Origin of the sequence: Pseudomonas syringae pv. tomato str. DC3000 (assembly GCF_000007805.1) — a bacterium.
Taxonomy (GTDB): Bacteria; Pseudomonadota; Gammaproteobacteria; order Pseudomonadales; family Pseudomonadaceae; genus Aquipseudomonas; species Aquipseudomonas avellanae.
Genome location: NC_004578.1, coordinates 3,708,976 through 3,722,520, shown reverse-complemented (window position 1 = coordinate 3,722,520; position 13,545 = coordinate 3,708,976). Strand labels below are relative to the sequence as shown.

Here is a 13,545-nt window from a genome sequence, read left to right as displayed (position 1 = left end):
GCTCAACAAGGGTTTGCTATCAGGATAGTTGGATTTTCAATGTTGGCACCGGGTCGCCTCATGAGGTGCTGGCTCCTGATAAGAATCGGGAGCACAGCATCACGTTTCAATGGCGGGTCTGGAACATGAAGTTCATTAGGTACTTATGAAGGGTCAGTATTGATCTGACTTTGAAAATCCGACATGGTGGCGAAGTTTGCCATCCTGGAACTGATCCTTCCAGGGCAATATATCCGCACCCGCCGCTTTCAGTGCGGCAAGATTATCCCGCACGGCTTTAGTGGCGCCGTCTCTTTCTTCAAACTTGTCGCCTCCCAGCCAGTTGGCATTACCCACTTCGCCAATCTGAGGTTTATAGCCTGCATTTTGCAGTGCTTTTATCTCGTTGCCCAAGCGGGCAGAAGCGTCTGCACCACTGGCATATTCATGAATGCTGCCAATCAAGCCGGGGTTGCCTTTGCCGTTGGCCGCTTTTAATTGATCGGCGTATTTCACCAGGCCGCTCTCGGGGCCTGCAGTCAAACCACCTCCCCAGTTGCTGTCCTCCACAACGATGCTTCCCTTGTAGCCGGCGTTGCGTGCCGATTTGATCAGCGTACTTTCCATGTCAGCCCAGCCTTGGGTGGCTGATGTGCCACCTTCATTGAAAGTGTCCAATACGAAGCTGGAGTGACCGCCGAATTTTTTGACCACATTGCTGATGTCGGTCGAGGCCTGATTCAACTTGTCACCCGTCAGTACGCTTCCGCCACCACCGTTCGCGTTGTCACGAAATGTAAACTGGACTTTTACGCCTTGTTTATCCCCTTCATTAACCAATGCAGTGAGTTTATCCATCTCCTTGGTGTCCTGGATTTGATCGTGTGTCATCTGGATACGTAACGTCCCGCCGCCAATCCCTTTCAGGTCCTGAATCATTTTAGTGGCGGCTGCAGGTGTAGCGATGTCACCCGGATCCACATTGGCACCGCCATGCGAGCCAGTATCCGCATTGCTGGCATTTGGGGTCGGCCCCGAAACTTTCTCTTCGACAGTTACCGCGTTGCTCTGAAGTGCGTTTTTAGTCACTGCCGTTGCAACCTGCTGTTGACCGGCCGGAGCCGTGTCCGAGGGGGCGGCTGATTTCTGCAGTTGGGCGTTGCGGTTAAGCAATGCTTTTGTGTAAACCGGAGCAGTTTCCGGCGCCTCTGCGGGGCGTCCTGATGAATCGTATTTATGGCTGGCGGTATAGGTGTCAAGTTTTGACTGTCTGGTCGTAGGGGCATCATTGTTGCCAGCGTTCACGGGCAATGTGGCTTTGTTCGTTACAGCAGATTTTTCTGGCGCGGCCATCGAAAGGTCATAGGACCGGATTGAATTGATATTCATCGAGCGTCTCTTTCTGAGCGGGGGTTAAGTTCGGTGGCGATGCTAGAGATGGCAAAGGGCTATTTCAAGTGGTTAAAAATGCAACATGCAAGTTACGAGTGTGGTCGGCATGGTGAATGTCGGTAATCATTTAAAGAACTCGGGCGGGGATTAAATCATTGATTTTATTAGCGCTTGTGCGTGTTTTTCTTTTGATTTTTCAACGCTTGATAGCGTGCGCTTGGGCGTGATGTTATTTACGGGGTGAATGGATACTCATAAATAAAGTGCCCGTGGCGAATGAAAAGTCTTACTTTTTAGTGTGTTGAATTTTTGTTTTATTGATCAAAAGCCTGTGGCTTAATTGTCAGGGTTCTGGGTTGATTGTCGAAAATATTGCGCTGCGCTATTTGCCAGGATGCAGGGGGGTGGTCGCACGGATTGCTGAATCGCTAGTGTAAGCAAAAAAGTATCGATCACTTTGTTAAAAAGTACCGGCACGTTGCGTGTGAGGTTAAGTGCATCGTCGATGATTGAACCGTTGAGTAAATTTTTCTGGCATCACGGTGTGGTTGTTATCCCCGTGTGTGTCTTGTGCAGGCTGCATCAAGAGGAAGTTCTATGTATTTACGACGTTTTAAAATAGCCACGCGAACGTTGGCATGCTTTGCTGTCATGGTTTTGCTGGTCTTGGGTTTGGGTATTTTCAGCCTGGCACAGTTGTCCAGTATTCGTGCCAAAGGCCTTGAGATCGAAAACGACTCATTGCCCGGAATTGCCTTGGGCGACGCCATTGCTCTGGCGTTTTCAAACACGCGCTACGACGTAATGAAAATGTTATCCGCTCGCAGTGCCGATCAACTGGTTCAGGCGCGCGACGAGTTAATGCAGCGCGAATCAGTGTTCGCAAAAGCCATAGAGGCGTACCAGCCTTTCATCGATTCGCCGGGCGAGCGGGAGTTGATTGAGGGCGTGGACACTACGTTTAAAGACTACGCGCGACATGCCGAACAGGTTCACGCACTGATCACGGCAGGCCAGGAGGACGCAGGCCGTCTGCTGGCCTGGAATGAGATGGCAGGTATCGCAAAGTCCCTGATGGCGCAACTGGAAGGTCTGAAACAGCTCAACGATGCGTCGCAATCAGAAGCCAGCACCGGCGCCAGCCATACCTATGCCACTGCCAATCGGGTCACGTTGTTTACGATGGGGTCGGCGCTGCTGGTCACCCTGATCCTGGCCTGGCGGCTTACTGTCAGCCTGTCGGGACCGATTAGACAGGCGTTGGCGGCATCCGAAATGATTGCGGCGGGCGACCTTCGCATCGCGCACATTGAAAGCCTTGGCAGCGATGAGGCGGCCCTGTTACTGCAGTCGATAGTGCGGATGCGTGAAAACCTCAGAAACACGCTGAGCCATGTCGGGCAGGCGGCCGGACAAGTGTTCACGGCGACCGAAGAACTGAACATATTGATGCGCGATAACAACGCTGACCTGCGTGTTCAGAATAGCGAAATAGAGATGTCTGCTGCTGCGGTGACCGAGATGAGCCAAGCGGTACAGGAAGTCACGCGCAATGCTGTTTCCACTTCAGAAGAGTCAAAGGCGTCGGCTCGTGCTGCGCAAGAAGGGCAGGGGGAACTCGGTCTTACAGTCGGCTCAATCAAACAACTGACCGAGGATGTGCAGCAGGCTACCGATCAGGCACAACTGCTGGCCGTCAGAACACTGGAAATTTCAAAAGTTCTGGAGGTTATAAGGTCTGTTTCCGAGCAGACCAATCTGCTTGCCCTGAACGCAGCGATTGAAGCTGCCCGTGCGGGTGATGCCGGTCGAGGCTTTGCCGTTGTTGCAGATGAGGTGCGCGCGTTGGCTCACCGTACCAGTGATTCGACGCGGGAAATCGAGAGCATGATCGAGCACGTACAGCAAGGCACCCAAAACACCGTAGCGGCATTGTCGCTAAGCCGCGAGCAGGCGCATCGCACCAAAGCGCAGGCAGAATTGGCCAACGCAGCGTTGGCCTCTATCGCCAACTCGGTGATGATCATTGATGATCGCAACCTGGTAATCGCCAGCGCCTGCGAAGAGCAAACGCAAGTCGCCCGTGAGGTCGATAGCAACCTGGTGCGCATTCGAGACCTGGCGGCCCAGTCGGCAACTCGCGCGGACAAGACCGCCCACGCCAGTCAGCTACTCGCAGAACTTGCCAACGGCCTGAACGAAAGGTTGAGGCATTTTCAGTTGTAGCAAAACATAGTCTCGGCGCAGGCGCATTTCGGGGTTATGTTCCAGCAGGCGGCTGTTGGCTTCGTATTCGTAACTGACTTCACCGCGCAGTTGTCGAGGGTGCGGCCCAGTTCACAGGCAGGTCGTATTCGTGGCGGCGGTGGATTAAGTTGTAGGCGTGCTTGACGGCTCGCCTGGCAACCAGAGGGCATCCTTTCAGCCAGAGCGACTTTTTCAGAAAAGCCCTGGCGAGAAAAGTACCCTCAAAGACGCTTTCCTGCCTATACATGAACCGACAGCGTCGCCTGCAAGATGTCACAACACACTCAACGGGTACTCCACGATAACGCGCACTTCATCCAGGTTCTGCTCGAACTCGGTCGCTCGGGTCGTGGCCTGGCGGACGCGTACTGACAAGTCCTTCAGGGTTCCGGTCTGAAAGGTGTACCTGGCTTCGATGTTGCGCTCCCAGCGTTTCTGGTCGGTCAGCGGGTTGCCTTGTGCGTCACGGCGCATGTAGGTGTTGTTGGCGTTGGTATAGTCAGCGTCGGTACCTTTGCCGTAGCGGGTCATGAACGTAAGACCGGGCACGCCGTAGGGGGTCATGTCCAGGTTATAGGTGAGCATCCACGAGCGTTCTTTCGGCGAGTTGAAGTCGCTGTACTGGAGGGAGTTGGTCAGATAAATCGAGTCGGACAATCTCAGGTAGTCGAAGTCGTCATCGCCCTGGTTGCGCTGATGGGAAAGCGCCAGGCTGTGTGCGCCGTATTTCAGGTCGACACTGGCGCTCCATATGTCGTTGTCGAACTCGCCGAGCAGCCGTTTGCCTTCGTCGGTTGCGTTGTAGTAATTCAGGCTGCTGGTCAGCGACAGGTCGTCGTTGATCGGCAGCACGTAGGACACAGCCCCGTATTTCTGGTCCCACGCATCTTTCAGTCGGCTGGTGTATAGAGACAGATTCAGCCGGTTAGTGGCTTTGTAGTCACCGCCGAAATAGGCGAGCCAGGGTGAGTCGACCGGACCGGCATAGAACGTGGAAAAGCCTTCTTTCATGTCGCTTGAAGCAGGCTGACTCATCCCGTTTAGGCGACCGCCTTGCAAGGTCAGGCCCTTGAAACTGTCGTTGATAGCGGTCACGCCGCGAAAGCTTTCCGGCAGCAGACGGCTATCGCCGAAAGCGACAACGGGGGTTGTCGGGAAGACATCGCCTGCTCTGACGACAGTGTCGAACGCTCTGGCTTTCAGCGCGCCGCCGACTTTGGTGTATTCATTGCGGGCGTTGCCATCCGAATTGACGGGCATCACCGAGAAGGGTGTTTGAAGGCCGTTTCGGCCGTCGCCCGTATCCAGCTTGATACCGACCATCGCGAACGCATCCAGACCTACGCCGAGGGTGCCTTGGGTGAAGCCCGATTCAAAGCGCCCCATGATGCCGTGCGCCCAGGCTTCAGAGTAGCCGCTGCCGGTCGGGCTTGACTCACCATGACGATGGTCACGGTTCATGTAGAAGTTTCGATTGAGAATGTTGAGCGAGCTGCCTTCGACGAACCCTTCTTTCTGCTCTTCTGCGAAGGCGGCAAAAGGTGTGATTCCGGCGAGGGTCGACCATAAGGCGAGGGAAAGTCTTTTGCGTTGAGTCATGTGCACTCCTTTCATTGGGCAGATCATATAAACGTCTCGGTCTGGCATGTTTTTATAACTCGATGGCTGCCAGTGACGCCCAATCTTGAAGAGGCGAAGATAACGCTAAGATGACGACTGCATTACAAATATGAAAGAAGTACGGGGCACGCCAGTCGCGGGATTTAGATCGGAAAACGAAACTCAGATCAATATGCCAGTTGGCATATTGTATTTTGAGGATCTATAAAAAAAGCGCCCCGAAGGACGCTTTAATGTTCGCCTCAACCCAAGATTCCGGAACACTATCAAAGGCGAAAAGGGTAGCTGCTTGTTGCAGGCCAAAAGGCGTTAGCCTTCGGATTTAGCGGAAGTCTCAGACTTGGAGTTTTCGTCCGAGTTTACATACTGCTCGTTCTGTCGGGCGCTCTGGTCCTCCCGGAAACGCTGCTCCTGAGCCATGCGCATCTTGTCGGCAGCCGTGCTGGCGAATTCGTTGCCGTCGTCGGCAAAGGCACTTGTAAAGGACAGGGCGGCTACTGCAAAGACCATCGATTTAATCACTTTCATCGTCATTTTCTCTTCTCTGGTTAATGTTTGGATCCTGTTTGCCTCGTGCGTTTTTCAGGAATGAACCAAGCTTAAAGCCGGGCAACTAACAGGAAGGTGAGCAAAAAATGACAAATTCGTCATAAATAAAAAAGTGTATAAAAAACAGGTAATCTCCAAGCTCGCAAGCCGTTAAAGCCCAGCGATGTTCGCGTTAAGCGTGGAACGTTAATTCAGACAATATTCAAACAGCGGAGTCATCCAACATGCGTACTGCCCAATCCTTACTGCTCGCTCTGGCCATTCTTTCTCCCCTGAGCGCTTTCGCTTACACCACAGACGAAGTCAAGGCAGAAACCTTGATCAAGAATCACCAGGCCGCCGTACAGAAGTACGCCACCACCCATAAAAAGGCGATGCCTGCGATCGAAGAATACAAGTACGGTATGAAGCTGGACGTTGCCAAAGTGATCCGCAAGTCGCCGGACCTGAAGACCTGCAGCGTCATGCCTAAGCTGATGACTTACCAGAACTCCAAGGGCGATCTGAAGACTGTTCAGTACCAGGTGCTCAGTGGTTGCCTTAACAGCCAGTGATTCCAGACCTGCCAGGAGGCACCCCCTCGCTTCACCCCAGCCTTCAGCCCGGACAGTCGTCCGGGCTGATTTTTTGTGCGTGAGAATCGTGAGCGCCATCCCTTTTTCAAGGCTTTTGCAACGCGCGGACGTTGAGAGATTTACCTGCTTCACTTCGCTGCTGACGTCCTCGAATGGGGCAGCAACAGCAACCCTCAGCCAAACACCCGAATCGGCGACCCCGCATGCCAGGCCTGAATAGCTTCAATCATCTGCCCGTAAAAAGTCCGATAGTTGTTCTCGGTGACATAGCCGATATGTGGCGTTGCCAAAACGTTGTCCAACGTGCGGAACGGGTGATCAGCGGGCAGCGGTTCGATGTCGAACACGTCCAGCGCGGCGCCAGCGATGTGGCGCTGTTGCAGGACCTTGATGAGCGCAGCCTGATCGATGATCGGGCCGCGGGACGAGTTGATCAGGTAGGCGCTTGGTTTCATCCAGCCCAGCGCTTGTGCATCGACCAGCCCTCGGCTGCGGTCGCTGAGCACCAGGTGGACCGACAGCACATCGGCTTGCTCGAACAGTTGCTGTTTGCTGACGTAGGTGACGCCCGATTCGGCGGCAGCTTCGGCAGTCAGGTTCTGGCTCCAGGCGATGACGTTCATGCCGAACGCCTGCCCGTAACGGGCGATCCATTTGCCGATGCTGCCCAGGCCGAGAATGCCCAGGGTCTTGCCATGCAGGTCGCTGCCCAGCCCGACCTGCCAGTTGCCTGCGCGCAGTGAGTTGGCCTCGGCCACCAGGTTGCGGGTGATGCCCATGATCAGCGCCCAGGTCAGTTCCGGCGCTGCGTTTTTGTAGCTTTCAGTGCCACATACAACAATGCCCTGACGCTCGGCAGCCGCTGTATCGATGGCCGCGTTGCGCATGCCGCCTGTCACCAGCAAACGCAGGTTTGGCAACTGGCTGAGCAGCGCGTCATCGAACAATGTTCGCTCGCGCATCACGCAGAGGACGTCGAAGCCTTGCAGGCGCTGGACCATGGTCGCGGTGTCGGCCGGGTAGTCGTGCAGAAAGCTGATTTCACCTACCGAGTCGAGGGCAGACCAGTCGACCACGCCACTGGCGACGTTCTGCCAGTCATCGAGCACTGCGATTTTCAATAGGGTCATGGTCTGCGGTCCTCTTGATGGGGCGGGCTGAAAACGTTAGTTGAACAGGCTGGCGGCAATGTTGATCGAAAAACCCAGAATGGCGGTGTTGAAGACAAAGCAGATCAACGACTGGCCCAGCACGACCTTACGCATTTCACGGGTTGCTACGCCCACGTCGGAGGTCTGTACTGCCACGCTGAGGGTGAACGAGAAGTACAGAAAGTCCCAGTAGTCCGGATGCTTTTCGCCGCCGACGAAGGCCAGTGCCGGCTCCTTGCCGTTCCAGGTGTAGAACATGCGTGCGTAATGCAGGCTGAAGATCACCCCGATCATCAACCATGAGCCGATGACGGTCAGGCCGGTGAAGGCGTGATGGAGCATTTTGGCGTCGCTGGAAAGGCCCTTGCTGCCAGCGACCTCGAAAATGATGGCGGCCAGGCTGGCCAGGGCTGCAACGCACACCGTGACAAGAATGACGCCGGCGTTTTCGTCTTCCATCAGTGCAACTCGCCGGACATCGTCAGCATTGCTATGCAGTGTGCGGACGAAGATCAGAATCAGATAAAGCCACACGCCTGTGTCCCAGCCCGTCAGCAGGCTTTGCGTGAGTGTTGCGTGGGGGATGAGCCAGGCCCAGGCGATGCCTGCGGTCAAGCCAACCAGGGCTGCGAGAGTCAGGCGAGGGCGGGTGCGGGCAAGATGGCGCATGCGGTCTAGTCGTTACTGGATGTTGCGAGACAGTAGCATGCCAGTTCCGCCTGCCAAGCCGGATTTGAAAAAAAACGGCGCGCAAGGGGGTTGCGCGCCGTGTGCCAGCATTGTGGCCAGTCAATTAATGAGTGAACGTCAGGCTCAGCGCACCAGGCAAGGCTGCTTGTTGTTGAATTTCCAGTCCGGGATCAGAAACTGCATCGCTGCGGCGTCGTTACGCGCGCCCAGCCCCATGCCTTTATAGAGTTCATGAGCCTTGGCCAACTGGTCGGTGTCCAGTTCGACCCCCAACCCCGGCTTCTTCGGTACGGCGACCTTGCCACCGATGATTTGCAGCGGGGCCTTGGTCAGGCGCTGACCGTCCTGCCAGATCCAGTGGGTATCGATCGCCGTAATGTTGCCCGGCGCTGCGGCGGCAACCTGGGTGAACATCGCCAGCGAAATATCGAAGTGGTTGTTGGAATGCGAGCCCCAGGTCAGGCCCCATTCATTGCACATCTGCGCCACACGCACCGAACCCTGCATGGTCCAGAAGTGCGGATCGGCCAGCGGAATGTCCACCGATTGCAACTGAATGGCATGGCCCATTTCACGCCAGTCGGTGGCGATCATGTTGGTGGCGGTTTTCAGGCCGGTGGCGCGGCGGAATTCAGCCATGACTTCGCGACCGGAAAAGCCGTTTTCCGCACCGCACGGGTCTTCGGCATACGCCAGCACGTGATGCTGATCGCGGCACAGACGGATGGCTTCCTTGAGCGACCAGGCGCCGTTGGGGTCCAGCGTGATGCGTGCCTCGGGAAAGCGCTCGGCCAGTGCGGTGACGGCTTCGATCTCCTCATCGCCGCTCAACACGCCGCCCTTGAGTTTGAAGTCCTGAAAGCCGTAACGCTGTTGCGCGGCTTCGGCCAGACGCACCACTGCTTCTGGGGTCAGCGCTTCTTCATGGCGGAGGCGGAACCAGTCGTTGTCAGCCTCGGGTTCGCTGCGATAGGCCAGGTCGGTCTTGCGCTGATCGCCGACATAAAACAGGTAGCCGAGCATCTCGACCTGATCGCGTTGCTGACCTTCACCGAGCAGGGCGGCAACCGGTACGTCCAGATGCTGACCGAGCAGATCAAGCAGCGCGGCCTCCAGTGCGGTGACTGCGTGAATGGCGATGCGCAGGTCGAAGGTTTGCAGGCCTCGGCCGCCTGAATCGCGATCGGCGAAGGCTTTGCGTGCCTCATTGAGGATCTTCTGGTAGGTGCCGATGCTGCTGCCGACCACCAGTGAGCGCGCGTCTTCGAGGGTCTGACGAATCAGTTCGCCGCCAGGCACTTCGCCGACGCCCACATGCCCGGCGTTGTCTTTGAGGATGACGATGTTACGCGTGAAATAAGGGCCGTGCGCGCCGCTGAGATTGAGCAGCATGTCGTCATGGCCGGCCACCGGTACAACCTGCATGTCGGTGATGACAGGGGCCTTGCCGGTGATGTTGGAGTGCTGAATATTCATGACTGATCCTGTAAAAAGTGTGGCCTGTAAAGGAATGGCTGCACAGGTGAATCAATGGGTGGCCGGGGTCTGGATAGCGGCCACCGGAGTGGCGCCCGCCTTGGGGGTGTTGCGCGCGGCGAAGACGATGATTGCCGCGATGATCGATGTTGCAGTCAGGCCATACAGCCCGCCCTGAATCGAGCCGGTGTGCTCTTCCAGCAAGCCGAAGGTGGTCGGCGCGACAAAGCCGCCGAGGTTGCCCACTGAGTTGATCAGCGCAATGACCGCAGCGGCGATACGTGCATCCAGATACGCCTGCGGAATAGGCCAGAACAGCGACGACGCGGACTTGAAACCCAGCGCCGCAAAGCAGATGGCAACGAAGGCGAAGATCGGGCTGCCGGTGGTGGACATGAACATCCCGGCAGCGGCAATCAGCAGGGCGATGGCGACCCAGGCCTGCTGACGCTTCCATTTGGCGGACAGTGTGGCGAAAGCGTACATGCCGATGATCGACAGCAGCCACGGAATCGAGTTGAACATGCCGACTTCAAAGTCAGTCATGTTGCCCATCTTCCTGATGATGCTCGGCAGCCAGAAGGTCGCTGCGTAGATGGTCAACTGAATGAAGAAGTAGATCAGGCAGAACAGGATGATCTGACTGTCCTTGAGCAGTTTACCGAGGGTTGCCTTGACCGGTGTTGCGGCTTCGCGAGCAGCCTGTTCGGCATCGATTGCGTTGACCAGCGCGTCCTGTTCTTCGCGGGTCAGCCACTTGGCGTCGTGCGGCTTGGAATCCAGCCAGAACCAGACGAAGAAGCACAGCCCGACCGAGAACATGCCTTCGATGAAGTACATCCACTGCCAGCCTTTCAGGCCAAAACCGGTGATTTGCAGCAGCAGACCGGACAGCGGGCCGGAGATCAGCGAAGCGATGGCCGAGCCGCTGAGAAAAATGGCAATCGCCTTGCCGCGCTCGACGCCGGGCAGCCAGCGGGTGAAGTAGTAGATTACGCCCGGAAAGAAACCCGCTTCGGCCACGCCGAGCAGAAAGCGCAGGATGTAGAAGTGTGTTTCGTTCTGGATGAAGGCCATGCAGGCGGCAACGATGCCCCAGGTGAGCATGATTCGCGTCAGCCAGATACGCGCCCCGACTTTCTGCAGCAGGATGTTGGAGGGGACTTCAAACAGCGCGTAACCGATGAAGAACAGTCCGGCACCCAGCCCGTAGGCGGCAGCGCCGATACCGAGGTCGTGCTCCATGTGCGAGCGCACGAAGCCGATGTTCACCCGGTCGATGTAGTTGACGATAAACATGATCACGAAAAGCGGCAGGACGTGACGTTTGACCTTCGAGACGGCTGAGCTCAGAACCGAATCTGTGCCGTCGGCCATCCTGGAATTGGATGTGCTCACAGTTGAATCTCCCACTCGTTGTTTTTATGCGGGTATGTGCGAAGTGTGTCCCTCGCATTGTCGGTCATCATACAAGTAAAAGGCGTTTGCGCAATCCCCCGTTACGCCTCGTTTTGAACATTTTTGGAAGCGGGCCGGCCAATAAAAACGCTTCGAACAAGGTCGGCAAGCTAGCGCTGATGGACGGCTAAAGCCTTTGAATTGGGGGGTTTTTGGGTTTTTAGATCAGCCAAAGGGAAGTTTGACGGCCACTATTCGATCCAGGTCGGCGGTTGTTGAAGCCTTGGGTCAAGAAATAATTTTTTTGACAGTACTGAACAGCTTGTAATACAAGTCAGACAACTGCGCAGGCCTGTGAAAATCGGCCTTTGCGTGCATCCACCGGCAGGCGTCCGCCAGTAAGGGCGTGATAAAGCTGCACAACCAGACAAGTCAGGACTCACTCGCCATGCAGGAATCCGCCAGCGCAGCCCCCAAACGCCGTCAGCACAGCCTGGCCACAGATCTGGTGACCGAACTGAGCCAGCGCATTCTGCTCGGCAAGATCGCGCCGGGGCAGAAATTGCCGTCCGAGAACCAGATTGTGCGTGAACACGGCGTCAGTCGTACCGTGGTGCGTGAGGCGATTTCCAAGTTGCAGGCATCCGGGCTGGTGGTGACCCATCACGGTATCGGCACATTTGTGCTGGAACGCGGCGACCAGACAGGCCTGCGCCTCAAGGTTGAAACCGTGTCACGGGTGCGCGACATCATAGAGCTGCGCATCGGCCTTGAAACTCAGGCCGTGGCCTTGGCTGCGGTGCGTCGCACCGATGAACAACTGGCGGCCATGCGTCAGGCGCTGGATGATTACCAGGACTTGCTGGCCAATGACGACAGCTGTGTCGAGGCCGACAAGCGCTTCCACATGCTGATCGCCGAGGCCACCGGCAATCCGTATTTCATGGAAATCATGCAGCATCTGGGCAGCGCGATCATCCCGCGCAGTCGCATTGCGTCCAGCGAGCGTGCTGGCAACAACCTCGCGCATCAGGGCTACCTGGCCAATCTGGAACACGAAGCATTGCTCAGCGCCATTCGCCGCAAGGACCCTGACGCCGCGCGTGCGGCGATGTGGACGCACCTGAGCAACAGCCGTGAGCGACTGGTGCCGCTGGAGTGAACCGTGCCGCTTTATCGGGCTTCGCTTAATACGCCGAGCATCACATGGGTCTGCCACTCGAAGTAGGGGTTGAAGGTCAGGCGTGCATGGACTTTGCCGGGCTCGTTGTAGCCCCAGTCCGAGTACCACACCGGCCCTTCAGCCATGCATTTCGCGGTGTCCGATGTGCTCTGGCCGTTCCAGCAGATTCGTTGACTGCCCGCCACGCCGTAAAGCGGGTTGTCCGGCGCGAACAGGATGCCCATGTGCGAAAAGCGGCTGATTCGGTATTCCGGCAAAGAGTCCGTGCGCACCTCGACGCGGGGCATGTCAGTGGTCTTGCCGGAGAGGTCGCCGTACCAGATCAGCCGACTGGCCGGGTGGCTGAAGCGCTGGTTGAAGTTGTCCAGTACGTACTCGGTATCCAGCACCGAATCGTGTTCGGCGATGACAATGAACACCGGTTTTTCGTAGCGGCGCTGATGCAACCGGTCCTGCGCCAGCGCGCTGCTGCGGTAGAACTGGGCAAAGCCGTTGGTGGGCATGTTCATGTAGCGCAGCGGCGTCTGCATCGGGCGCAACCCGTCGTTGGGTGCGGCGAGCCAAGGCTTGGCCCAGCCGATCCACGGTGTCAGCCAGGCGTAGCCGCTGTTGGAACGAAACGCCGGCGAGAACAGCACCAGCCCGGCGATCTCGTCATGCTCATAGGCATAGTCCAGGACCAGATTGGCGCCGGTCGAGAAGCCACCCAGGTAGACTTTCGGCACCTCGCGGCTGAGCAGTTGCGCTTGTTCGCGCACCACCTGCTGCCACTGTTCCAGGCGCACGTCGAGCATGTCTTCGGGTTTGGTGCCATGCCCCGGCAGCAGCACGGTACGCACCAGGTAACCCTGAACGGCGAGTTTTTGCGCAACATCATGAAAAGACCACGGTGAATCGCCGAGCCCATGCACCAGCAGCACGCCGCCTTTCGGTGTGCCGGTCGGGGTCCACTGGCGCGGTGCGTTCCAGCCCAGTTCGGTCGCGTGGTCGTCAGTCTGGAAGGTGCGTTGGTTGCGGATCAGCTCGACCGTCCGTTGCCGGTAGTCTTCAAAGCTTGTGTTGGGTGTCTGGTTTTCGGCCATCGACGTGCAGGCTTGCAAGGTCAACAGCGACAGCACACTGGCGAGTCGGAATCTGATCAAGTTCAGGGGGCCTCTTGCAGATGGCGGTTCAAACGTTCAAAGCAGGCACTCTGCCACACACATCGCGCGCTTTACCACTTTCAGGCACACTCGGACGCTCTATAACTTCAACAAAATGTATCCACATGCCCAACCATTACAAG

11 protein-coding genes are annotated in these 13,545 nt (G+C 56.8%); 3 read left to right on the top strand and 8 right to left on the bottom strand.

Annotation, left to right across the window (positions count from 1 at the left end):
* Positions 1 to 153: 153 nt before the first annotated feature.
* Positions 154 to 1,368, bottom strand: a complete 1,215-nt coding sequence (locus PSPTO_RS17030; RefSeq protein WP_011104480.1) for a cellulase family glycosylhydrolase — start codon at positions 1,366 to 1,368, stop codon at positions 154 to 156.
* 600 nt (positions 1,369 to 1,968) lie between these two features.
* Here PSPTO_RS17030 and PSPTO_RS17025 point away from each other — a divergent pair.
* Entirely contained in the window at positions 1,969 to 3,597 is a 1,629-nt protein-coding gene (locus PSPTO_RS17025) for a methyl-accepting chemotaxis protein (RefSeq protein WP_011104479.1), read from the top strand.
* A gap of 294 nt (positions 3,598 to 3,891) precedes the next feature.
* Here PSPTO_RS17025 and PSPTO_RS17020 read toward each other — a convergent pair whose 3' ends face one another.
* Together PSPTO_RS17020 and PSPTO_RS17015 are read right to left on the bottom strand one after the other, a co-directional pair.
* Positions 3,892 to 5,217, bottom strand: a complete 1,326-nt coding sequence (locus PSPTO_RS17020; RefSeq protein ID WP_011104478.1) for an OprD family porin — start codon at positions 5,215 to 5,217, stop codon at positions 3,892 to 3,894.
* A gap of 330 nt (positions 5,218 to 5,547) precedes the next feature.
* Complete coding sequence (locus PSPTO_RS17015; RefSeq protein WP_046463324.1) at positions 5,548 to 5,772, bottom strand: hypothetical protein; 225 nt, start codon at positions 5,770 to 5,772, stop codon at positions 5,548 to 5,550.
* A gap of 239 nt (positions 5,773 to 6,011) precedes the next feature.
* Between PSPTO_RS17015 and PSPTO_RS17010 the strand changes: the two genes are divergently transcribed.
* Entirely contained in the window at positions 6,012 to 6,341 is a 330-nt protein-coding gene (locus PSPTO_RS17010) for a DUF2790 domain-containing protein (RefSeq protein WP_005767301.1), read from the top strand.
* Between the two features lie 194 nt (positions 6,342 to 6,535).
* Here PSPTO_RS17010 and PSPTO_RS17005 read toward each other — a convergent pair whose 3' ends face one another.
* From PSPTO_RS17005 to PSPTO_RS16990, 4 genes are all read right to left on the bottom strand, one after another.
* Positions 6,536 to 7,492: a D-2-hydroxyacid dehydrogenase family protein gene (locus tag PSPTO_RS17005; protein WP_011104476.1), complete on the bottom strand. Its 957-nt coding sequence runs from the start codon at positions 7,490 to 7,492 to the stop codon at positions 6,536 to 6,538.
* Positions 7,493 to 7,528: 36 nt separating this feature from the next.
* A complete protein-coding gene (locus tag PSPTO_RS17000) occupies positions 7,529 to 8,182 on the bottom strand; it encodes a DUF1345 domain-containing protein (protein WP_007246082.1) in 654 nt (217 codons plus the stop codon).
* Positions 8,183 to 8,326: 144 nt separating this feature from the next.
* Entirely contained in the window at positions 8,327 to 9,679 is a 1,353-nt protein-coding gene (gudD, locus tag PSPTO_RS16995; RefSeq protein WP_005767295.1) for a glucarate dehydratase, read from the bottom strand.
* A gap of 51 nt (positions 9,680 to 9,730) precedes the next feature.
* Positions 9,731 to 11,056 (bottom strand): MFS transporter, encoded by a 1,326-nt coding sequence (locus tag PSPTO_RS16990; RefSeq protein ID WP_007246084.1) that lies wholly within the window; start codon positions 11,054 to 11,056, stop codon positions 9,731 to 9,733.
* Positions 11,057 to 11,525: 469 nt separating this feature from the next.
* On the opposite strand from PSPTO_RS16990, the gene PSPTO_RS16985 reads away from it, so the two are divergent.
* Complete coding sequence (locus PSPTO_RS16985; protein ID WP_005767289.1) at positions 11,526 to 12,239, top strand: FadR/GntR family transcriptional regulator; 714 nt, start codon at positions 11,526 to 11,528, stop codon at positions 12,237 to 12,239.
* Between the two features lie 11 nt (positions 12,240 to 12,250).
* On the opposite strand, the gene PSPTO_RS16980 is transcribed toward PSPTO_RS16985, so the two are convergent.
* The gene (locus tag PSPTO_RS16980) at positions 12,251 to 13,342 is read right to left on the bottom strand and encodes an alpha/beta hydrolase (protein ID WP_046463327.1); all 1,092 of its coding nucleotides are present in this window, start codon (positions 13,340 to 13,342) and stop codon (positions 12,251 to 12,253) included.
* Positions 13,343 to 13,545 lie beyond the last annotated feature (203 nt).